Raw genomic sequence first — 24,204 nt, 5'->3', positions numbered from 1 at the left:
TCTTTTTTATATAAATTTTATTTATTTATTATTTCTATTAGATTTCATCAAATCATCTAGTAATAAATCTAATTCTCTACTATAACAAAGCACCTTTTCATGAGTGAATCCATACTGCTTAACAAGCGATATTAATTCCTCTTTTTTTTCAATTACTTGATTTAACTTCTTATAATTAGACATAGCTTTGTACACTCCCATCTTACCTTCATACAGGTCATCTAGGCAGCATTTTTGTTAGATGTTCTATTTAAAACAATGCTGTTTATAATATATATTTCCCCTTAACACCCATATACAATATATTTACAAATATCAAATACAAAATCTATGAACTTAAAAAGTTATACCTACTTAACTTATTACACACCTTTATATGCTTGTTTATAGACTTCTTTTAATTCTGAAATCAATGGGAGTTTCGGATTTGCTGGTGTACATTGATCTTCAAATGCTCTTTCCGATAAGACATCCACAACATTTTCAAATGCTTCTTGTTTTACTCCTTGTCCTGCAATACTCATATTAATATTCAATTCTTTTCCAAGGCTGATAATTGCTTGTACCAAAGATTCTACCCCTTCTTCTACTGTACTTGCTGGCAACCCCAATGTTCTTGCAATATATGCATAACGTTCATCTGCCACAAAATGCTCATATTTTGGGAACAATGCATGTTTTCTCGGCTTAATAGCATTATAGCGAATTACATGCGGCATTAAGATTGCGTTAGCGCGTCCATGTGGAATGTGAAATTCTGGTCCAAGCTTATGCGCCAAACTATGATTAATACCAAGAAATGCATTTGCAAAAGCCATACCTGCAATTGCAGAAGCATTATGCATTTTCTCACGTGCTTCTTCATCATTTCCATTTTTATATGCTCTCGGTAAATATTTAAATACCAGATCAATGGCTTTTAAGGCCAATCCATCTGTATAGTCATTTGCCATAATAGACACGTATGCTTCAATTGCATGTGTTAACACATCCATTCCAGTGTCTGCTGTTACATGAGGTGGCACTGTCATTACAAACTGTGGATCAATAATCGCTACATCTGGTGTTAATTCATAATCAGCAAGTGGATATTTTATATTATTTTTTTTATCTGTAATAACCGCGAATGGTGTCACTTCTGACCCTGTTCCTGATGTTGTTGGAATCGCAACAAATTGTGCTTTTTGCCCTAATGTTGGAAACTTACATGTACGTTTTCTAATATCTAAAAACTTTTGTTTGATTCCAAAGAATTTTGTTTCTGGATATTCATAAAATAGCCACATTCCTTTTGCTGCATCCATTGCTGAACCTCCGCCCAATGCAATAATTACATCAGGTTTGAAGCTTCTCATCATCTCAGCACCCTTGAAAACTGTTTCATCTGATGGATCTGGTTCTACCTCTGAGAAAACACCTACTTTTACATCATTTAAATGTTGTTGTAAGTAATGTGTAACTGTATCCACATATCCCAGTTCTACCATTCCTGGATCCGTTACAATGAATGCTCGTGAAATGTTTGGCATCTTAGCTAAATATTGTGTCGCATGTTTTTCAAAAAAAACCTTAGGTGGTAATTTGAACCATTGCATATTATTTTTTCTATTCGCCAAACGCTTTACATTTATTAAATGTGTAGCTGTTACGTTTTGGGAAACAGAATTCTTACCATATGATCCACAACCTAATGTTAAAGATGGAATAAATGCGTTATATATATCACCAATCCCACCTTGTGCTGACGGTGAATTTACAATAAGACGACAAGCTTTCATTCTTAAACCAAATTGTTTTTGTACTTCTTTATTTGTAGAATGAATAACTGCTGAATGCCCTAAGCCACCCAAATTTAACATTTCTTCACAGTATTTAAATCCTTCTTCTCGTGAATTTGCTTTGATACAAGCTAATACTGGGCTCAATTTTTCACGTGATAGTGGATATTCCGCACCCACTCCCTTAATTTCAGCTACAAGTATTTTTGTATCTTCTGGTACCTTAATGCCTACTAATGAAGCAATATAATGTGCTGATTTCCCAACAATATCACTATTTACTGCACATGTATTTTCATTAATAACAAGCTTCTCTAGTTTTATTCTCTCTTCTTCGGTAACAAAATAACAATTGTTGTCTTGCATTTCTTTTTTTACACTATTATAGATTTCTTTATCTACAATGATTGCTTGTTCAGAAGCACAAATCATACCATTATCAAATGTTTTTGATAAAATTAAATCATTAACAGCTCGTTTTACATGTGCTGATTTCTCTAAATAACAAGGTACATTCCCAGGTCCTACCCCTAAGGCCGGTTTCCCTGTAGAATATGCTGATTTCACCATTCCAGCACCCCCGGTTGCAAGAACAAGTGCAACCCCCTCATGGTTCATTAATCTTTTTGTTGCCTCAACAGAAGGTTTTTCGATCCATTGAATGCAATTCTCCGGTGCCCCTGCCTTAATTGCAGCATCTCTTAAAATTTTAGCCGCTGCAACAGAGCATTGCTGAGCAGATGGATGAAAAGCAAAAATAATTGGATTTCGTGTTTTCATTGCAATAATTGCTTTAAACATAGTTGTTGAAGTAGGATTCGTTACTGGTGTCACACCAGCAACTACACCTACTGGTTCGGCAATTTCGATGACTTCTTCATGTGGATCTTCATGAATAATTCCTACAGTCTTATCTTTTTTTATGCTATGCCAAATATATTCAGTCGCAAATATGTTCTTTGTACATTTATCCTCATACACACCTCGACCAGTTTCCTCAACCGCCATTTTTGCTAATGGCATATGTTGATTTAATCCAGATAATGCCATTTCATGAACAATATGATCTACTTGCTCTTGCGTATAAGATTCTAGTGCTTTTAGTGCTTCTTTTCCATTTTCAACTAAAGTATTAACAACTTCTTGTACATCATTTTCATCTTTAATTACTACGTTGACCATTGCTTGTACTTCTTTTTCATCTGTCTTGTTTGTCATATTAAAGCCTCCAGATCACTATAAAAATAGATTTAAAATGTTGGAACTTATTGTTTTCATCTTGCCTATTAAGTAAAGCCTTAAATCATGTGAAGTATTTCACAAATAATAATATGAAATTTTCAACTACTCCTACTATACATGAAATGACTATTTTTTATTGTGTATTTTTTGTGAAGTGTTTCACAAATATTTATAATAATTCTAATCAACAATTACTTATTTACACCATCAATATATACAATTACATTCTCAGTTGTATTATTTCTCAATTCAATGTACACCTCAGCATTAAAATACAATATTTGTTGATGCCTTAATATCTCAATTTCATTATCAATTATAACCATTGTTTCACCGAAAACTGCATACATACATATATCCTTGTTCAAATATTTTGGTATGACAACATTACCTGACGGATTAATGAAAAAAAATGATGGAAATGTATTTTCAGTTTTATTAATAATTGTTTTGAATACCTCATCATTTAATCCCATAGGTGTTACATTTTTTAGTTGCATAAATATCACTCCTATTCATGTATAAAAAATTTAATAAAGTATAATAAATTTATACTCTATTTTTACAAACTTATAGCTAGGATCTCGACTTTGCCTATAAGTTTATAACTATTAATTTCCTAAAGCAACAGTAATTCATCTTCTTGTAAAGGACTATTAATTTGTTATATTACGTAAATCTCTTTGTTGTGGTAACTATACCTAAAATGATATTTAACACTTATATGTAATTTAGTTATTATTATTTAATGTGTATAGTGGTTAAAAATTTTTATTAATAAATTTTAAAAACATTAGTATATATAATATAAATAGTTTTTTATTTAAAAATATATTGTTTGTCCCCATCCTATCTGAAATATTCCCCCTTTTCTTAAAATCTTATATAAATATATATCTTATATATATTAAAAATATAAAGATAAAACTTATATAGGTTCATAAAATATAGAATAAAGCTTGCTATGACAATGTTTTTAACATGCCCTACTGTAAAAAATCATAAATGGTATGTAATGGGAGTGTAAAAATAGACTTTGTTGTACAATCCTTTCTACATAAAATCATAAAATAATACCACTATTCCTACATAAAAAATGAAGAAAAATAATTCATCGATAAGTATATTTATTCACCCGTAAATAAGAAGATATTCTCGATAGTTGTCCCCGATTTGTAGTTATTTGTACACAATCTATACACAATAATCATGATTTAATCCACTTAATTCAGTTATTCATATTTAATCACATAATACTTGATGAATTTTAGTAGATTTACTTATAGAACCCTTATATAGCAACAATAGTATGATATTTTTATTCACAAATGATACTTTTTATAAACATATCCACTAAAAATTTAATTTTTCTTATGATTTTATGTAGAGTAAAATCTCTATTTATATAGGTATTGGATGCCTTTTCAAGTTACTATTGTGGAAATTAACAATGATGAATAACTTTTATTGTATAGAAGTGCATAAAAAAAGATTCTATTTTCAATAGAATCTTTTAGAAAAGTATATAAATGGATCTAATAGAAAGACTTTGAATGATAGAGCCAACACGAATAGCCCTCTACTTTGATTTTTTTTTCAAATATAGAGAGCTGAAAATGATTACATTTCTTCCATTACTTTTAATACCTGTTCAGTTGATGTTACTTGAATTCCAGCACGTATCAGCTGTTCCAAGGCACGTATAAAGGTAATTAAATTTATGCTATCAGGTACTTCAATTACCCTTAGCTTTTCTTTTGGTAATTTATCTATCTTTTCAATGAACAATTCACGTACATCACTAGGAATAAAGCGTTCTTTATGTCCTTTTATTTTTAGAAGTTCACGCATTTCTATTTCTAAAGCCATATAAGCATTTAGATTTGCACCTTGTTCATAAGCGTATTTTCTAAATAATGTTTCTTCTTGATATCTTAGATAATTACGATGGTAAGATTCCTCTGTAACAGGTACGGCAAATTTGTTCTTTAATAACTCAAATGTTTTACGGAACAGCTTTTTGATGCTTCGGCGAGAGTACATAGAGAAATGCAATCCGAAATCAAATATAGCTTGCTCTTTTTGTTTTGCTGGTACGTGCTGTGTAATAAGAGGATAAACCCCTTCTTTAGCTGCGGTATCAAGAATATGATACTGTGATGTTTGATTCAATAATTTTTTCAGTGTATATACTAACTTACTTGGATATTTTTCAGTGCGATCAATCATGTCACGCAAACTATGTATTACACTACGGATTTGTCGATGACAGGTATTTTTAAGTACATGAATAAATTTATTCATGTCTCGTGTAAATTCCCCAATATGCATTTCTTGTAGTGTAGATTCAATAAATCGGGCTTTACGGGCATACGTAACCTTTGGAGTAAAAGGATCACGATACTGTAGTTCGCCTGATTCTTTTCCACATAAGAAGTCTGAATGAATAGATAAAAATAAAGTCGTGTATTTTTTCTTGTTTTGAACCCCTTTTTGTAGTTTACAGATTTTGAATAGTGGAGTTCCTGTACAAGGCAATACAGTCGTTAGTTCTTTCATAACTGCACGAATTTGATGTGGATACTTCTTATGTAGAAAGCGGTACATCCCACCAAAGTGAGTCTTATTACCTCTTTCATCCTGTTTGTCTAAAGAACGTTTTAATGTAGTTTCTCTATGCTGTTGCATAGCAATATCTAAGAATAGCTTCTTAGATGCTATTGAAAGTTCAAAGAAAGCCTTTGTAAAGACTACAGGACTAATGTAAACATAAGGATTTGCTTTTTCTGTTTCTTCATTCATAAAATGAGTTATTTTAATTGTGTATCGACTATCTAATTCATTTTCAATCGTAATAATGTTATGTAGGCTTAATTTTCTTAATGCAATATAGAATTGAGAATGCTGTATACATGCCAATTCTTCTTTGTATTGCTTATAGTCTTCCCAAAGCATATGTACTGTTACGTTTGGAATAATACCATTTGTATAGCATTTTTTATGTAGATAAAGGAATACTTCAAGATCTGCATTTGTAATACCGTACAATCTATGTTTTCTTCCCATTGTCTTTGAAATAGTATGACGTGAAAAAGATGGCTTTGCCTGTGCAACAAATCCATCGATATCCGCAATACGTTCTTCATACGACATTTGATTAATAATATCTTCAAGGTATGTATCTTTATAGCTATAGTATTTTCCTTCCAATGCATCAACAAGTGCTTGCCAAGATTTTAATGTAACTATAACCGCATTAGTAGATTGTCCATTTAGACTACGTTGATTACGAATAACAAATGATTTGCTCATCTTTTTCACCTCCTATACAAATTAAAATATACATATCCGTACAATATAAAATATACCGATTTTAATTATAGCAAATCAAAATTCGATGAAATGGGCCCCTTTAAGAGCAAACATGAAAAAATGAAATGTACGTTAATCCCTTTCATATCAAGGGGTTTCGGGTTTTGTTCTATTTTTTTTATGGACATGATATCACTATGGATTTTCATGTTCCGAATAAACAAGAAAATGAGTTATAAACTGCTAATAAACGTTGTTCTAATGGGATTGGAAGCTTATTTTCACAAAAATATAAGGGACATGATAGGGCTGTGGATTTTCATATTTCTATTTATTACAATTCACATGAAAATCGTTAATAAACATTGATGTTAAAGGGATTTATATGAAATTTGGCATTTATAAAAGGAACATGATACCGCTAGGAGTGATTCATCTTTTCAGATAGAAAGGGACATGATACCGCTATAAATTTTCATGTTTTATAATCCCCTGAAATTTGAGAAGATGTGGTATAAATGTATGGTATATAAGGGATTTAAGAGGATTTATGAAACACGAAAGGGACATGATACCGCTATAAATTTTCTTGTTTCATACCTTGAATATAGAAGAAACCCTATTGTATCAAGGATAGAAAAGATTATGAAAAAATATATAGTTTAATTTCATGAAACATTTTAGGCTGGATTTTTTTCATGTTTTAATCAAAAGGGACATGATACCGCTATAAATTTTCACTTTGTATGCAAAATTTAATGAGTTTTACCATATATACAGCGAAACTGTTAAAACATGAATAACCTAGCTTTTTCATGTTTAGTCAAAAGGGACATGATATCGCAAAAGAATTTCATGTTTCAGTTAATCCCTTGAAAAATATTGGTTTTCATATAACGTCTTACCTTTTCCAAATGGATACAGTCTTGTATAATCAGTAAAAGAGGTGGTTATAAGCATACGTGCTAGATTATCACTAAAGGATGGTTGGATAGAACTTACTGTATTCTTTTTTATTTTCATGAATAGGAACATCATAAGGCTATATAGATTTAAGTTTAAATCATTCTCAATTGTAAATTAAATAAGGAGAAGGATGTATATGGATAATGTTCTACAATTGTTTAAAGATGCATTAGTAATATCAGCACCTATCTATAAACATAATGAACAATTGTGGTATAAATGGAATGCTTATTACTTAGAAGTTAAAGAAGATACTAGTAGGATCGTAACTTCGGACTATTTTTCCCCATCATTTTCAATGCTTGTACAGTGGCTTGAACAGCAACAAAAAAAGGGAATCTCCTCTTTGGAAATATTCACCAACATAGAAGCTTACCAAATTGAAATTGATGTGGCGATAGGATTATTTGTGGAGCAAGAGTTTTCAAGAGCTAACAATGAAACCGTGCAGGAACCAAAGGAATCTAATACAAGTTTAGAGCACGAGAATTACTATGAAGTGAATAATTCTGCGGTTTATTATAAATTAAGAGATGGTATAGCAAAGAATCAATTTGAAGAAGATGAAAATACAAAGTTGAAATCTTATCCAATTGAAACGAAAGATAGTAGTGGAGTTGCACAACTTTCTTCACATAAAGATGAAGATTTAAGATTAATAAATATTGAAGAAGCTGCTCGTTGGAATACATTGGTTGATGGTGTAATGAGTAATATGGATGATTTAACTGCTGACTGTTTAGATGCAATTACTATCCAATGGTTAAATGAGGCAAAGTCCCCTGATGAATTCATAGACTTTTCATATAATCAGGTATTAGAAATGTGTAGTATACCTAAAGCAAAGGCTAATAACACAGAATATTATCGAGCAGAAGATAAAATAAAGGTTGCCAAACGAATTGCTGCCTTAGCAAGTATTTTTATCTATTTAAATGATGATAATGAGGTAGTTGTATTAAATGATCGAGCTGAAGCAGGTAAACATTATGAAGTAAAGCGAGAAGTTATTAAGAGGCTTTTTGTATTAGATTCTGTGGTACTCTGGAGAGATACTAACACTAACGAATATATGGGGATAGAATCTTGCAGGATTAAGCCAGGGAGCTTCTTATCAAGTTATTTATATGGTTCTAGTAGTACAACGGCACTATTATCAAAAAAAGCGTTAGAATATAATAGTTATAGACATAAATATCATAAGAGATTGATTCGTTATTTAACTTGGCAATGGAGAATTCGTCAAATGTTCTCTAGTTTAAAAAGGCCTTACTCTATAGGAGGAGATAAGGGATTACTGGCTGTCATGGGTATAAATCAAAATCAGAAGCCAAATCGTATTCGTGAACAGTTAGAAAATGTTCTTATTGATTTAGAGAAGGAAAAGGTAATATCACATTGGGAGTACAGTGAAGATTTAAAAGAGGAAATGTTAACAAAGAAGAATTGGTTTAAGAACTATTATGCTCAGTTAGGTATAATAATTTTACCGCCGAAAGAATTAATGAATTCAATAGAAAAAATAGTGAAGAAAAAAACAGTAGAGATCATACAAGAAGAGTCTCCTGTGAAAATAGAAAATAACACTTTAGATGTTGATGATTATGAAAATTCAATTAGAGAAAAAATATCATTCTTCCATATGAATAAAAATATTACAATGCGAGAACTTTCAAAAGAAATAGGTATATCACAACCTACCCTTTCTAGGTTTTATAATAAGAAAACAAAACGCCTTTCAGGCACGGCTAAAGATAAATTAAATCAGTGGTATAAAAGACAAATTATTATTGATAAGATGTAGAAAAAGCTTAAATTTATGATAAAAAGAGTCCCTATTTTAGGGACTCTTTTTATCATGGATTTATAACGCTAGTTACCAAATAAATTGGCCGTATCCAGATCTTCATATTCATCTTTTAGTACTGCTTTTTCAGTTGTTGATTCATTTTCTTTATGTGTATCTTTAGAAGTAGAATTCTTTTCATTAGATGAGATTATTCTATTTGAATCGGCTATCTCTTCTTCATTTGCTTGGCTTTCTTTTTGAATAGTAAGGTTTGAATTATTTAAAAGTATACGCTTAACATCATTTAAAAAGTCTTTATCTTGAAGTAAAATTTCTTTTTGCATTTGTTGTTGTATCTTATAATCAGCCACGTCTTGTAATCCGTGTTTATCAATAAAATAGCAAACAAGTTTATACAAAGAATCGGCTATATTGCTTTGTGACTCGAACCATTTAAAGAATTCTTCATTCTCAATCTTCTTGAGGTTCCAGAAGAAGGATTCTCTTTTTTTGTCGGACATACTATTTCACCTTTTTTCGAGAAAGAATTTTCTTGATAATTTGCATCCCCTTAGCATTCATATCTACAGCGTATTTCTCTGGAATCCACAATAAGTACATTCCAACTCGCTCACAATACTCTAATAATTGATTATATAATTCATCTTTAAAAGTAATACTTCCCCCACCATACACACATAAAACTTCAGCTTCACTGGCTGTATTGTTTACATATTTTTCATCTGTATCTTCTAGGATTAGTTCAGCTTGTTCCACTTTTGTAATATTAAAGTGGGTTGTTGCCTCTTCATGGTATTTATGATCTATATCTTGAAGAATTTGAGAGAATTGTTGGCGTTTAATGTTTGTGCCACGTTCTTGATTTAATAATTTTACAGCTTCTTCTGTAGCATGACCGACACCACGTCTTTCACCGCTACAAGCATCAATTACTGGGTTCACGCCAACTGTATAGATATACTCAGTTGTTCCATCCCCAATATCAGAATGTAGAATCTTTTTGTTTTTAAAGAAAGAGCCGTCAATTTTTTTGATTTCAAGTTTTTTTGCATATAGTTTAGTGAAATCAGTAAACATCTCCTCTTCCCCTTCAAGAATTGCAAATAACGGAGGAACACCCTCTTGTGTAATGTTTGCACTATTAAATGTTAAGCTAACCGTTACCTGCTCTTCTCCTACATAAACCACTACAACATGATTTGAATTAGTAAAACGCTGTTCTAAATGTTTAGCGTTTACGGGTGTCCATTGGCTTGCTGGGATAGCTGAAATAAGGTCGACAGTCACATTGATTGATTGTGGTAGTTCTTCTGTGCGTTCCCATTCAAGTTGAACTGATTTGTTTGCAATTAATCCTAGCATATTAATTAGAGGCAAATCATCATTGTATTTTTGACCGACTTTAATGTTCATGTTTTTAGGATTTTTCCCTGTTAACATCGCTCGATTACCAATGAAATACATTCCGGATCTTCGAATTGATTTACTAGCAATATTCACGAACATATTATCTACTAAATTAACTACGTTTTTTTGGATGTTTGTTTCTGTAACATTAGGCATTGAGTAAACACTTTGATATACATTTTTCATTTTTATGTATTCACCATTGATGTAACCTTTAAATGAATCGTTCCCAATATCACCTTCTATGTCTATATGAAGAGTTTTGCCTTTTAAACTTGCCATTATACATCACCTCTATGAAATTTATTTCTAATTTATATCTAATAAATATATTATAACCTATAAAACCTTTAATAACAAGGGTTTTATAAGGTTTATGAATAAAAAAATATAATTAAAATATAAAATAGATATAAAATAAATATAAATTAGATAATAAATCGAGATGTGTTGGGTTATTTCGGGATATTTCTGATCTTTTGTATTTTTAGATATACATTAGATATCTAAAAAATATACATAAAATATAAAAGGCGTTATTGGTGGGAGGAATACGTTTGTCGAAGATGCCTTTTAAAATATCATGTTGTTTCTATGGATTATGGATAGACTATTGATGATATATTTTGGGGATCCAAGGGATATCTAGTGGAATGAGGTATACATTTTAATCAGGGGAAAGAAAATTAGAATGCAAATAAGATTAATTACGAATATGACTTATACATACTTGAATAGTTAAAATGGTTAGCCGAATAAACGTTATAAAGGTGTTATTTCAGTGTTTGATATTATGTGAACGCTAGGCGTTATTAATGCGTTAAACCCCTCTATATCAATGATTTCAATGTTTTTTATAAACCAATAGCTGATAAAAGAAATGAGATTGGAAGATTAGATGTTTTTTGGTGTAGTAACGCATTGAAAGACGGTTTTAAACTGAGATCTTTATTATAGTAAGTTTGTTTTTGGCTATTTTGATGATAACTATAACTAAAAGACTAAAAAGTAGTATGCAAATTAACTCTCTACATATCAAGTTACAATATGTATTTTTGTTGTATATGTTCTATTTGTATTTGCAGCACTCCTTTAAAAGAATAGAGAATCTATGAAATTTGATTCGAATATAAAAATTAAACAGGATTAATTACAGATTCATATATATTTGCTAAACAAACGTTATTATGGTGTTTATCTGGCGAACTTAGCAAATGAACACTAGGCGTTTTTAAAGCGTTAAACATTGTAATAGCAACATTTAAAGGTGGTTTTAAAGAGAAAATGGTTTACGTAATGATAAAACCTATAAATTTATTTTCGAGCTCAATAATAAAAAAAGTAGTTTATATAGGCTGTAAAGAATTTCAATTGAAGTATTTCTATATAAAAAATCACATAGATATCAAAGTAGTCTCTACATACATACTTAAATCATAGTGGCAATATAAAGCTATGTTGAAAAGGTGTTTTTTAGGAGGTTCATTGGTAACATACTTTGAAAAATAAAACTACTTTCTGAAGCAACTAATATAATATGATTTGGGATTGGATATATATCTAGGGTGTTAATCGGTTTACATACTTTTACTGTTTATAGTAGGAATGTAGTAAGTGATCCTCCGTGAACGCATAGCGTTCACGGAGGATCACAGGAATGCTGGCTTAAAGTTTAAAAGTAAGATATTTAAATAGATAATGAATAACCTTCAGTGCTCTTGTTTTATTTTTGAAATTAACTCTAAATTTTTGTGGTAAGACATCAAATTTTTTAACCAAAATTATATATTTAAGTTTCTTAAGTTACATTAAATACAATAGTTTTATTATATGAACGTTTTAGAAGTGTTATTTAGGCGTTGTTATTTTGTAATGGGGCCTACTTGAATCAATTTTTAGTTGCATATTTACATATTAATTAATTCGATGTTTTTGATGGATAGAGCAGAAGCTTCGGTAAAGAGATAATATGAGTGTAATTTAAAAGAATCTTCTTTTTTATATAAGGAGATTCAAGATAGAAATCTTAGTCCGGAGAGAAGTACGATGGATATAAGCATATGTTTTTTGAAATGAATTACTCTAGTCCAAACAAAATAAAATTCTACAAAAGAAACAAACGAACGGAAATATGGTTATAATAGATGATCAAACAAAAATATCTATAATCTATAGTGGAACGCTGTTTGTAAAGCCTATGAATTAGTACGACTGTTAGATGATACATAAAAGAATTAATGAAAATTGGTACTTCTGTTGAGAATGATGTGGGATTAGGAATTAAAGAAGTCTTTTTATTTATAAAAAAGCTAAATTTGTTCCAACAGTAGAAACTAGCTAATAAAAACAAAACGTATTCTTTTCAGAAGAACGAATGATACTTTGAACTGGCATATGTAGTCTAAAGAAGGCAATAATTTTTTGATGTATCTTAGATGTAATTTCAATAATGTTGGAGTCGAAGGCAAAATGTAATGAGGAGAAAGTTATAGTTATATCTAATCGCATGCTTTAGGCATTTATTTTAGAGGTTTTACGAATGAATTTTTCATTATTATGGTATATTCTATAATAGATATATTAATCAAGGATTAACTAAAAAAATAAATCAATTCATTTCTAGCTTTACAATATAATTATAAAAAAATAGAAAATTTTTATAATGGGATTTATGAGTGTAACGAAAGTTACTATCACACATTGAGGGTTTCATGAACGTTATAAAAACGGTCATGAAACCCTCAGAAAATATTTTTAACACTACTAACAATTTTTTGTATAGGATGTATTTAATATGAGAATACTATTTATGTGAAACTGTGACCTCTTAACAATATTGCGATCTATTTAATATATGAGATTACTGTTTTATCCTGTTTTTCATAATTTCGTCAAGCATTTTGGCTTACGTCAATTGGCATACACCTACCACGTTCACATTTTTGAGGAAATAGTTCTTTGTCAGAGATTGATAAAATTTATGCAATAATTTTGAGAGTGCTACTTTTAAGCAACTATGCTTTTAAATGATGTTACCAAATCGAAGATGTTATAAATTTAAATTATTAATCCTAACTATAATCTATAAAGGTTAAGTGAATATTTTAAGGTATCGGGATTCTTAGAGAATCTAAACGTTATCAAAGTGTTATTTTAGTGTTTATTTTCACGTGAACGCTATCCGTTATTTTACCGACTAATCCCTTAACTACAACGTTAGGAGTTATTTAAAGAGTGTTACACCTAACAGATGTATGAATAAATAAAATAAGGATACATATGACGTTTTGTTCCATTTGAATGATAAAAATAAAATATATCTATACATAAATTAGTATTCTATATATTATTTAATTATTATAATATAATATATTTTATAATTAGTACTAAATGTTATAAAAACAATTTCAACTAAATGAAGTAAAAATATATCGTATTAAATTCTTTAAACAGGGATCAACTTGCAAGAAGCAAAGCATAATCTTCCAAGGGCGTATTTCAAGAAATCCACTAATTTTAGCTGTGTTATAGATGTTCATGAGAGTTTCATTCTTATAACACACATTATGATAAAGGTATTAACACAAGTTTAAATCATAAGAAGGAAGTATTTTATTTATAAAGTATATGAATTACGAGAATAGCCACCTAACAAATAAGAAATGGAGTGTCTTTTTATTTAATAATCTTGCATCTCCAAACATCCTTACAGGCTGTTTGAGGTGCAAGATGTTTAATACTGTAGGAATAAAAAAATGAACGCTTACGAAACGTTAATTTAACGATTCGTAAAATGTGAACGCATAGCGTTCACAAGGAATTCGGCACATTAATATTATACGTTTAGATATATTTATATCTAAACGTATAATGTGGCTTTAGGATAGATATGTCTTATTTAACAGTGTTGATAACGCGTATAAATTAGTAATAATGAACGCTGCGATGGTATGGTGCTTTTTTATCATTACAAATCTTAAGATGTATCCTAAGTTAATGTTAAGCTTAATATAACAAATACAATCTGATAAATTTATTAAAGTAGGCTGGAGATATATGAAGTATCTTTGGAACCCATAAGGCAGGACGAAGGGATAAGTAGTTGTGATTATGCTAAATCTTTTTAACTTAAGTGTTATTGAGTGTTTTTTATGTGAACACTACCCGTTTTTTTGGTGTTTATCTCTTTAATATCAATATCCTGAGTTGTTTAAAGGATACAATATATGCTAAAGCAATATATAAAATCTGATAGGGTGTATCAATTAATAGTCCATAATAAAGCTGGATGTTTCTATGTTGTACTAATTAATGAACGTTATAATAACGACCCTGACTATGCTATATATGTCATAAAGTATTTTAAGCAAGTGGTATGAAATAAAGTAGTTGCTAAATTAAAAATAGTTGATGTTAGTAGACTATGTTCGAAGTATGATTACGGAAATATAGACATTAATTGGCGTGTTCTTCCTGTGGTACATATCTTATTAGCAAAGTTTTAAATTATAAGAGCGATAAGAATCGTCTAAAAGGCCTAGGATCTATGTGATAGCTGCCTAACAAATTAAAGAATGGAAAATTTTCTTTGTTTAGTGTTTTGAACTTGAAACGATCTGTAAGGATATTAGATGGCTAGTATTTTAATACAATAAAAAAACTCTATGAGCGCTTACAAAACGTTAATTTAACGTTTTGTAAATAATGAACGCTATGCGTTCATTAGAGATTCAGTGCATAAATATAGTAGTTTTCCTTTAAGGACGACATAATGTAATTTTAGAAGTAAAAGATATGGCCTTTAATAATAGCGTTTATAACGCATAGGATTTAATAATAATGAATGCTGTGATTGATGACATTTATATGAAAAAATTTAGTCTGGCAAAATGAATTAAAGAAGACTAGAAAAAACATGGAGTTTCCTATACAAGTTTATTATGTGGTTAAGAAATTAGAGGATTTGTCAATCTTACCTAAAAATTGACAAAGTAAACACTTAACTAATTTTAGGAAATAGGATTAACATGTTTTTATTAGCGATATAAAGAGTTTTTTGAATCCATAAGAAAGGTCCAATAAGATATGTTAAGAAAAATATATTGGACAACTGAGTACCTAGTATCCTTGAGGTAATGGATACCTAAGTACAGAAGCCAAACGGTTTCTAATTCAGTAGGCTATCCCGATAGTTCTTATGTTTAGCTTCATTTCTAAGATTGAGCGCTGTGTTACGATCTCTATCATGATGTGTGCCACAATAAGGATAATCCTACTCACGAATGTTTAGATTTTTAGCATCTATGTTTTTATAGTTGCAATTGGAACATAATTGACTAGAAGCAAATGTTTTAGATATTACAACTAATTGTTCACTACACTACTTTACTTTATATTTCAACATTGTTTGAAATTGTGACCAAGACATGTCACTAATCGCTTTTACAAGCTTTCTATTTTTGAGCATACCACTGAATTATAAGTATTCTTTACCAATGACATGATGCTTTTTGATGATTTTAGTAGAAAGTTTATGTAATTAATCAACCCTTATAATAGCATCATGTATCACAGGCTATTTATTCTAGTTAGGATTAGTAACACAAGTTGTAAAAAACTACACTCTTCGAAATTTAACAAGAAAAAACGTATCATAGAAATTTTTTTTACAAAACTACATATTCGTGTTGTAAGGATGAGCAAAAAAAAAAACGGTAGCTACCGCTTTTTTTTTGCTCAATTAGATATATTTGATAAAAAACGTATATCTGATTTAATTTAAATTAAATAAACGTTGAATGAACGTTTTTTTGGTGTTATCTTGCTGTTCTTGGCGATCTTCATTTAATAGTTCAATTGCTTTATCCAGTTTTTCTTGTAATAACTGAATCTGTAGATCTTTGTCTTCTTTTTCTGAGCGTTCCTGTAATAACAATTTAATGATATCTTGGTTTTGTTGTACAATTTTATCTTGTTGCTCAAGCATGTGAGAAAATTTTTCTTGAATCATCAAAATATCAGTTTCTGAACGTTTTCTGAGCGTTACTTGAACTTCATTTTCCTCATGAACGCTATCCGTTTTCTGAGCGTTTTCTTCAGTATTTTCCATGCTTTCCATACTTCTTGTTGCAGCTTCTTCTAGTTTCCAGTTTTGATTTAAGTATTCTTTCATTTGCTTTAAGATATCTATATCATTCTCATAGTAAATTCGTTGATTACGCTCATTTCTTTCAAATATATATTCCATTTTTTCTAGTTCAATTGACCATCTGCGAAGTGTATTGGTGTTTATATCTAGTTGTTTTGCTACTTCTTGTGCAAAATATCCATATTCCAAACTTCACACCTCCATTATTTGTATGTTAGATATTGATTCGTTCTTGAAAAGATCTTTCCTTTAAGAGTAGAAATTTTTATAGGCAGCCATCTAATCATTTGTACTCATATCAGTTTGTTTGTATACATACTTATATATTAAGTCAGTCTATACATCTAGCGTTAATGTTTTTTCAATAATGAACGCTATTCGTTCTAATAGCGTTCATTGTTGGAAGTGAACAAGTATTTATACAACATTAATGTACATAGGAAACTATTTTAAAACTAACTATTAATATTAGAAGTTTGTTGCTGATATAAGAATTTTACTAGATATTTGCAATAGAATCAAAGCTTTCATTAATAGAATTAGCAATTAAGTACGGTTTTTATAGTACATATGCCTAAAAAGCTTTATTTATATGTGAACGCTATGCGTTAAAGTAGCGTTTTATTGTTGTATGAAAGCATGTATAGGTATTGTTTGAATTTTTAAAAGATGCTGATATTATTTGTTGGGTTTTGAATCTCGAACAGGGTTATTTTTATAAGTGAAAAGTAATGAGGATATTGGGAGATGAAATATATTAATTAAATATTAAATAATCATAGCTAAAAAAACTTAATTTGAGGTTTCATTTGTATTAGTATGGACCAGATTTCTGAATAATATACATTATAAATTTGATATGAAATGTAGATGTGTATAGGAAGATGAAAAGGGGGGGAATAAATCTAGACGTTTATTAATTTTACTAGTAATTAGGGTGAAGGATTTCAAGAGTCGTTAAAAGTAATAGAACAGATGCTAGAACAAAATGTAGATTGTACTATAGTTGAAGAGGGGGACGAAGACGCTTGTATAATGAAATCAGTTGTTAAGACAATTCGTGAAATAAGTTATTATACCTTTTAAAGAGTGAAATCAATGAGTACGAAGATTTTAAAGAACATAGGTAATTTAGAAAAAGTTAATTCAATATTATTGAACAATTTTGATGAATAACAAAAGACCAGTGTAGTTATATAACCAATAGAATTATATTTTAATCGATTGTTTAAAATATGAATTATGCCAAATTATATAAAAAGTTAGGGAATCTTTTAGAAAATATGCTAAGCCTCCCTAAAAAGTTACAAATAGATGCAAAGTACTATATTTAATAAATCTTGTTTTAGAAATTAAAATAAATAAAAACATTAGAATTAATATTTGGGCCATAATGGTTATTGTATCAAGGTATTGGAGATTTTTACTTAGTAAATTTCTAAGTAAATAGTTTAGTAAATAATAATTGAATATACTGTATTCATAAGGTTTAAATTTTATAGTTGAATTAAAAAGAAAAAACTATAGTACATAGAAAATATATATGATTTATGAGTTGTTTAATTGAAGACCAACAAGGTTATAAAGAACTATAGGAAGACATTACAAATAGCCTTGCTGTATATGTTTTTTTCAGCAAGGCTATTTGTAATTGGATTTTTTTGATTTTAATCGTGTTCTTCTAGAAAATTATAGAAAACAAATGTATGACTATTAGTTGTATCTGAGAGTGAGCTTGTATTTTGTGCATTACGTTTTCTACGTTCTTGCTTCTGTTTAGATTTTTGATTAAACATTTTTATGAAATGTGCAGGATTACTGTTTTCAGCTTTATTAAACTGGAACCATTGCACACATTCTTCAAAATCCCATCTTGTGTAGCGATCAATATCCGGTGGCAATCTTAAAGCAATTGTATACGCATCATTTTCAGATATGTATGTTAGCTCTTGACTCAAAATGTAGTAATACGCTCTTTTCTGATCTTCACTCAAATAATCATTTAATTCTTGTAATCTATTATTTTTTCCTTGTTTCTCATGATTGACAGCAGGTTTTGATTGCTCTTCAATGCTGAAAAAATCTAAGGAAGGTGAAGGTTTAAAATTGTTTTTTTGCATAAATTCAAGATTTGTTACATCAGAGTTTTTACTAAGTTTGTTCTTTAAAAATCTAGTAAAAGTAGCACAAACATCAATTGCTACAGCCCATTTTATCTTGAAATATTCAACAATCTTTAAATAGTTATTATGTATTGTTAAGATGTAAACAGAGGGGGCGATCTTTCCATGTCGTCTTACCTTTATTTGTTGGCATACTCCTAAATCTTGCAGCCAATTAAAAACGTAATTAATAATAGGTTTTGAAATTCCAGATTTTTTGCTGATGTGTTCTTGTCTAACTTGACTATAGCCTTCTTGTACTAAATAAGATAAAACAGTCTCTAAAGCTTCGTATTTCCTTTTGGTAAGATAATCTTTTGTGGTAGCACCTTCACACTCTAGGACAATACTATCAATATAAGAAATTATTTTCTTGATTTCTTGATTGATAGCTCCAGGAGTTTTAGATAAGTGATGAATGTGGGGACTTAGTTCCGCTTTTGCTCGACTTAACAAAAAGTTTCGTGAAATCACAAAAAAACCTCCTATTTCTCCCACTAAACACATACAGAAAAAACATGGAAAAATAGAGGTTCTTATTCACATTAAATTCACCTTATGTTATAATTATCGTCATAAGTGAACATTAAAAATGTTAAATAAGACCCTTGCTATTCTAGGAGTTTTAAATTGGTTCATGTCGCCAAACTAGAGACCAATTTAAAACTGAGTATAGTGGGGTTTTTTTCTGTCTACATATTTAAAAAAACATTTTTTCTTCAAAATACAATCTTTCTTTTTATCTTATATTGTTATTAAAATAATATCAATCCCCTCAAGTAGCCTTTGTTATCCCATCTGTAAAAAACATGTGGATTTATTTACGCTAAAAGCATATCTGAATTTAAAAGTTTGTATTTTCTTATTAAATTTTTAATTTTCTGATAAATAAATATAAAATTTTTATAATGAGCACTTTACACATAACTATAAGACCTTCGTGTTAAAATATTTCTAATTATAAAATTTATGAGAAAAATATTAAGTTATATAATGACAAGTTTTGATTACCCGATTATAAAAATTAATTATTAACCTCCAAGAATATATCAAAATACTACACTATAGATTAAAATGTCTTTAAAATAATTTATATTGGGTGATGCGTCTTGTGCTTGGAAGGGGGCTTTACATTGAAGAATTTAATGGGGAAATTGTCGAAAATTAAAACTGAAAAGAAAATAAGTAGTAGACAACTAGCAAAGGAAATTGGAACAAGTAAAACAACAATTGATAACGGACTTCAATGTAAAACAGAAGAGTTTAAATTTGAGATTTTCTTAAAGTTAGTTCAAGCCATTTGTGATAGTTCGGAAGAGCAAGGAAAAATCATTCATGAATATATTCTTCTTTGTAAAACACCATTAAATGTACAAAAAGCATTATGCTATTGCCAAGCAATGGGAGAATACAAATTAATAGCAGATATTATAGAAAAACATTCAGATACAAAAGGATTAAAGAAGTACTTAGCGGTTTATAAAATACAGAACAAAAGGAATCAAAACATAGCAAGAGGTCAGCAACTATTGGATGAGATGTATGTTAAAGATTTCTCTTCAGATACAGTGTGCCAAGCAGCCTTAAACATTTTATATATGGAAGCTATGTATGATAAGCAAAATTATAATGCTGTTATCCCTTATGCTGATCGCACAGATGTTATTTTAAAAGAAGTAAAACAAGAGTACGTTAAGCAATGCTTGGAAATGAAATATAAAGAGCGTTTGGCTTATATATACTTAATGAGAAATGACTTAGAAAGATGTCGCAATACATGCTATGAAATTCTGGATTCTGAATTAGATATTTCTATTATTAAAGCTACAGCGTGGTGTTGTTTAGGAGAAAGTTTCACATTTGAATGCCCATCTACAGCTGAGAAGTATATTAAGAAAGCTATTTCTCTTTGTGAAAGTATTCAAGTTCCACAAAAAACACAAAAATATGTAGCGTTTCATACTACACTAGCGCATTTATATATAGAAAATGGTGTTAATTTGGAGGAGATAAGATTTGATCTTATTCATTTATCTGAGAAAGCTTTTTTTGAATGTATGCATGGTGATAGGGAAACAGGAATTAAGCTATATGAAGAGCTGAGAAAAGATGGCAAAAAATTCACGGCTTTTCAACAGTATTCGTTTTCGAAAATAAATAATGATATAATAGGATTAAAAGAATCGTTAGAATCTTTTGAATTGACAGGTAATATCTTTTATTCGCAATACGTCAAGAAAGAGCTATTAAAAGAAGAGGTGAAGTCAGGTGAATAAATTTTTAGCGGTTACGTTATATACCGTAATGCTATTGACATCGTTTTTTCAATTAGAAACACCAGATTCACAACATGCAAAAGTGCAAGATACAAATAAATATGTTATGCAAAGAATGGTCGACCCCGGCGGTGGTTAAGCCGTTTAAGCAAGAAAGACGCTACTAAAAGGTAGCGTCTTTCGTACTTTATAATGGTGGTTCATTATTTAAAAGCGTAAAAATTTCGTGCCACTAACACATGAAAATATAAAAAATTCACGTAAATACGGGAGGGTTACATAATGAATCTTAATCAAGAATGGTTTAATGAAATGATTGACCAGGACAATCAAATTTTAGAAACTTATCGTGAATTATTACTGTTAATTGGAAACTTCCAAGAAGAATAATGGATTTCAGCTATCTTTTAGTTTATTTTTAGTCTCAATTCTATGCGTTAAATATTTTGCATACTCAATCAATTCATTTTCTAATAGTGGTTTATCTTTATCAGGAACATTTTTATAACTTTCGTACAAATCTTGGGCTAAACGTTCTACAATTATTTTTCGATCTTCTGTTGTAAGAGCTTCACTATCACCAATTTTATGATTTAGGAGTCGATCAGTACTTACATTAAAATAAATGGAGATCTTTTGGAGCGTTTCAAAACTTGGCTCTTTCCTGTTATTTTCCCAGTTGGAAATAGTACTACTAGCGACTCCTAAAACATCACTAAGTTCCTTCATATTTAATCCTTTAAGTGTTCTTAGAATTCTAACATTTTCCCCGAAATAATTCTGTATCATTTATTTCACTCCAATCGATTTATTCACCTTTGGGATAGTAATTCACCGTTGGGATAAAAAAGTTTCCCGAAAGGATTGACATTCTACTTTAAGGAGAATAGAATGTGATTAAGGGGGTGAGAAATTGACTGTTATACGCAATATTAGAGAATCAAAAGGGTTAACAATTCAGGAGCTGTCGGAGGCTTCTGAAATACCCGTGAAAACTCTGTATCACATTGAAACTGGTACAAAAGGAGTTATTGAAAATAGGGCCAAACTTCTTGCCGATATTTTCAATGAACCAATTGAAAAACTTTTTTTTGCTACGTACTATCGAGCAAGATTAGAATGAAACAAATTTCATTTACTCGTTAAACAATAATTATACATCTATATTGTAAATGAACAATACAGAAAAAGGATAACTTAATTAGTATTTTTCAAGTTAATAAAACTGAAAATTTAGTTTTTAATGATCTTTGAAAATTGTATATCATATGAGGGAGCTGTTAGTCATGTTGAAACGTTCGTATCAAATGCTACTCATTACAATGAGTACGCTTCTTGTAGCAATAAACTTCCTATTTCCGTTTACTAAGGTAAGTGCTGAAGTAATTCAGCATGAGCAATATAAAATGGATTGGAGTTATAGCCATCAATATGGGAAAGATGTTCGAACGGAACTCCTCAAAAATTCTAATGGGCAAATTGCGTACTGTCTTACATATGGACTACGTTCACCGAATGGTGAGGATCTTCCAGAAGTAGGGCGAGCAGATAATGTGGTATATAGAATTTTAATGAATGGATACCCACAGAAATCTCCACAAGAATTAGGTGTTTCGAATTGGAAGGAAGCTCATTATGCAACGCAATTAGCGATTTGGAATGCATTAGGACAATTATCTATTTGGGAGCTTGAGCATCGTAATGCTAATGTTGAAAAAGCAGCTAAGGAAATTATTTATGCGGTGAATCATAGTAACGCAACACAAGAAACTTACATGAATGTAATTCAAACTGATAAACAAGAAGCAAAACTTAATGGTGAGTACTTTGAAACGAGTTTGTACCAAGTAGAAAGTAACGCTAAAAATGGTGTATTCACTGTAAACCTTAAAAATGCACCGAATGGTACAAAAATTGTAGCTGAGAATGGAGAAATGAAAGAACAATTCCAATTAGGAGAGAAATTCCGTATTTTGGTTCCGAAATCCTCCAATACAGGTAATCTTTCCTTAAAAATCACTTCTAACCTAGTCAATTTACATGCAGTTGCTTACAAAGGAACTGATAAAATTCAAGATGCTACCGTACTATTAGAGCGTAGTGAAGAAAAAGTAAGTACGGATTTAAATGTGAGTTGGAAATCAGTAGGTCAATTAGAAATTATTAAAGTAGGAGAACAAAAAGAAGTATTACAAGATGCGGTATTTGATGTGTTTAATAGTAAGAATGAAAAGGTTGGTACTATTACTACAAATGAAAAAGGAATTGCTAGCCTTTCTGGTTTAGAAATCGGAACTTATACTCTTAAAGAGGTAAAATCACCTACTGGCTATGTACTGAATGGGCAGCCACAACAAATTGAAGTTAAAACAGGTGAGGTTGCAACAATTACAGTACAAAATACTAAGGTAAAAGGAAACATAGAGATTAAAAAACTAAGTGATAGTGGAAAAACACTTCCAAAAGTAGAATTCACAGTGTATACAGCAGAGGGAAAAGAAGTCACAAAAACAATTACAAACGAGCAAGGTATTGCACAAGTGAAGGATCTTCCGTATGGAAAGTATTATTTTGTTGAGACAAAAGGGGTAGAAGGATACCTTCTTAATCAAACTAAATATCCATTCGAGATTAAAGAACAAGGAAAAACGCTAACATTTACAGTCGAAAATAAAGAAGTAAAAGGAAACGTGCAACTTCTAAAAGTAGATGGAGAGAATCCAGATAAAAAATTAGAAGGTGCAGTGTTCGTTCTTCAAGATAGTAAAGGGAAGAAAATAAGTGAACACAAAAGTGATAAAAACGGTTTGATTGAAGTGAAAGACTTACCATTTGGAGCATACTCATTTGTTGAGAAGCAAGCACCGACTGGCTATGTTTTAACGAAAGAAACTATTCCTTTTAGTATCTCGGAACAAGGAAAGACAATCATGCTAACAGCGAAAAATAAGCACATCACAGGTGAGTTAGAGATTAGTAAGGTAGATATTGCGGATGGCAACAATAAACTTCCAAACGCTGAATTTACTATCTTTAACGAGGAAGGAAAAGAAGTTGCAAAAGGAAAAACGGATGAAAACGGCATTGCAAAATTCAAGCTTCC

At 30.1% G+C, this 24,204-nt stretch carries 13 protein-coding genes and 1 pseudogene; 4 read left to right on the top strand and 10 right to left on the bottom strand.

The window, feature by feature from the left end; genetic code table 11:
* Positions 1–21 precede the first annotated feature (21 nt).
* The 4 genes from CN409_RS21460 to CN409_RS21445 all read right to left on the bottom strand — a co-directional run bounded on the left by CN409_RS21460 (position 22) and on the right by CN409_RS21445 (position 6,332).
* Entirely contained in the window at positions 22–183 is a 162-nt protein-coding gene (locus tag CN409_RS21460) for a Spo0E family sporulation regulatory protein-aspartic acid phosphatase (protein ID WP_002090341.1), read from the bottom strand.
* A gap of 179 nt (positions 184–362) precedes the next feature.
* A complete protein-coding gene (gene adhE / locus CN409_RS21455) occupies positions 363–2,960 on the bottom strand; it encodes a bifunctional acetaldehyde-CoA/alcohol dehydrogenase (protein WP_097981957.1) in 2,598 nt (865 codons plus the stop codon).
* 251 nt (positions 2,961–3,211) lie between these two features.
* Complete coding sequence (locus CN409_RS21450) at positions 3,212–3,520, bottom strand: hypothetical protein (RefSeq protein WP_001176240.1); 309 nt, start codon at positions 3,518–3,520, stop codon at positions 3,212–3,214.
* Positions 3,521–4,640: 1,120 nt separating this feature from the next.
* On the bottom strand, positions 4,641–6,332 hold the full coding sequence (locus CN409_RS21445) for a hypothetical protein (protein ID WP_097981945.1): 1,692 nt from the start codon (positions 6,330–6,332) through the stop codon (positions 4,641–4,643).
* Between the two features lie 1,102 nt (positions 6,333–7,434).
* On the opposite strand from CN409_RS21445, the gene CN409_RS21435 reads away from it, so the two are divergent.
* Positions 7,435–9,102: a helix-turn-helix domain-containing protein gene (locus tag CN409_RS21435; RefSeq protein WP_097981942.1), complete on the top strand. Its 1,668-nt coding sequence runs from the start codon at positions 7,435–7,437 to the stop codon at positions 9,100–9,102.
* Between the two features lie 68 nt (positions 9,103–9,170).
* Here CN409_RS21435 and CN409_RS21430 read toward each other — a convergent pair whose 3' ends face one another.
* From CN409_RS21430 to CN409_RS21410, 5 genes and pseudogenes are all read right to left on the bottom strand, one after another.
* Positions 9,171–9,608, bottom strand: coding sequence for a hypothetical protein (locus CN409_RS21430; RefSeq protein ID WP_097981940.1), 438 nt, complete (start codon positions 9,606–9,608; stop codon positions 9,171–9,173).
* 1 nt (position 9,609) lies between these two features.
* Positions 9,610–10,797 carry a ParM/StbA family protein gene (locus tag CN409_RS21425; RefSeq protein ID WP_000157615.1) on the bottom strand — a complete coding sequence of 396 codons (1,188 nt, stop codon included), beginning with the start codon at positions 10,795–10,797 and terminating at the stop codon, positions 9,610–9,612.
* A gap of 4,885 nt (positions 10,798–15,682) precedes the next feature.
* Positions 15,683–16,054 (bottom strand): annotated as a pseudogene (locus CN409_RS32410) (RNA-guided endonuclease TnpB family protein); the annotation flags it as partial.
* Positions 16,055–16,288: 234 nt separating this feature from the next.
* A complete protein-coding gene (locus CN409_RS21415) occupies positions 16,289–16,852 on the bottom strand; it encodes a MerR family transcriptional regulator (protein ID WP_000455692.1) in 564 nt (187 codons plus the stop codon).
* A gap of 1,478 nt (positions 16,853–18,330) precedes the next feature.
* The gene (locus tag CN409_RS21410) at positions 18,331–19,299 is read right to left on the bottom strand and encodes a Replicase RepFR55 (protein ID WP_097981939.1); all 969 of its coding nucleotides are present in this window, start codon (positions 19,297–19,299) and stop codon (positions 18,331–18,333) included.
* 671 nt (positions 19,300–19,970) lie between these two features.
* On the opposite strand from CN409_RS21410, the gene CN409_RS21405 reads away from it, so the two are divergent.
* A complete protein-coding gene (locus CN409_RS21405) occupies positions 19,971–21,101 on the top strand; it encodes an AimR family lysis-lysogeny pheromone receptor (RefSeq protein ID WP_097981955.1) in 1,131 nt (376 codons plus the stop codon).
* 396 nt (positions 21,102–21,497) lie between these two features.
* Here CN409_RS21405 and CN409_RS21400 read toward each other — a convergent pair whose 3' ends face one another.
* Positions 21,498–21,890, bottom strand: coding sequence for a helix-turn-helix domain-containing protein (locus tag CN409_RS21400; RefSeq protein ID WP_097925553.1), 393 nt, complete (start codon positions 21,888–21,890; stop codon positions 21,498–21,500).
* A 124-nt stretch (positions 21,891–22,014) separates the two neighbouring features.
* Between CN409_RS21400 and CN409_RS21395 the strand changes: the two genes are divergently transcribed.
* On the top strand, positions 22,015–22,224 hold the full coding sequence (locus tag CN409_RS21395) for a helix-turn-helix transcriptional regulator (protein WP_000216138.1): 210 nt from the start codon (positions 22,015–22,017) through the stop codon (positions 22,222–22,224).
* 163 nt (positions 22,225–22,387) lie between these two features.
* The coding region (locus tag CN409_RS21390) for a thioester domain-containing protein (protein WP_098217936.1) at positions 22,388–24,204 on the top strand (1,817 nt) is incomplete at its 3' end.

It is taken from the genome of Bacillus sp. AFS012607, from assembly GCF_002558005.1.
Lineage (GTDB): Bacteria > Bacillota > Bacilli > Bacillales > Bacillaceae_G > Bacillus_A > Bacillus_A thuringiensis_S.
The sequence above is the reverse complement of the archived record's forward strand: the minus strand, read 5'-3'. Positions and strand labels throughout refer to the sequence as shown.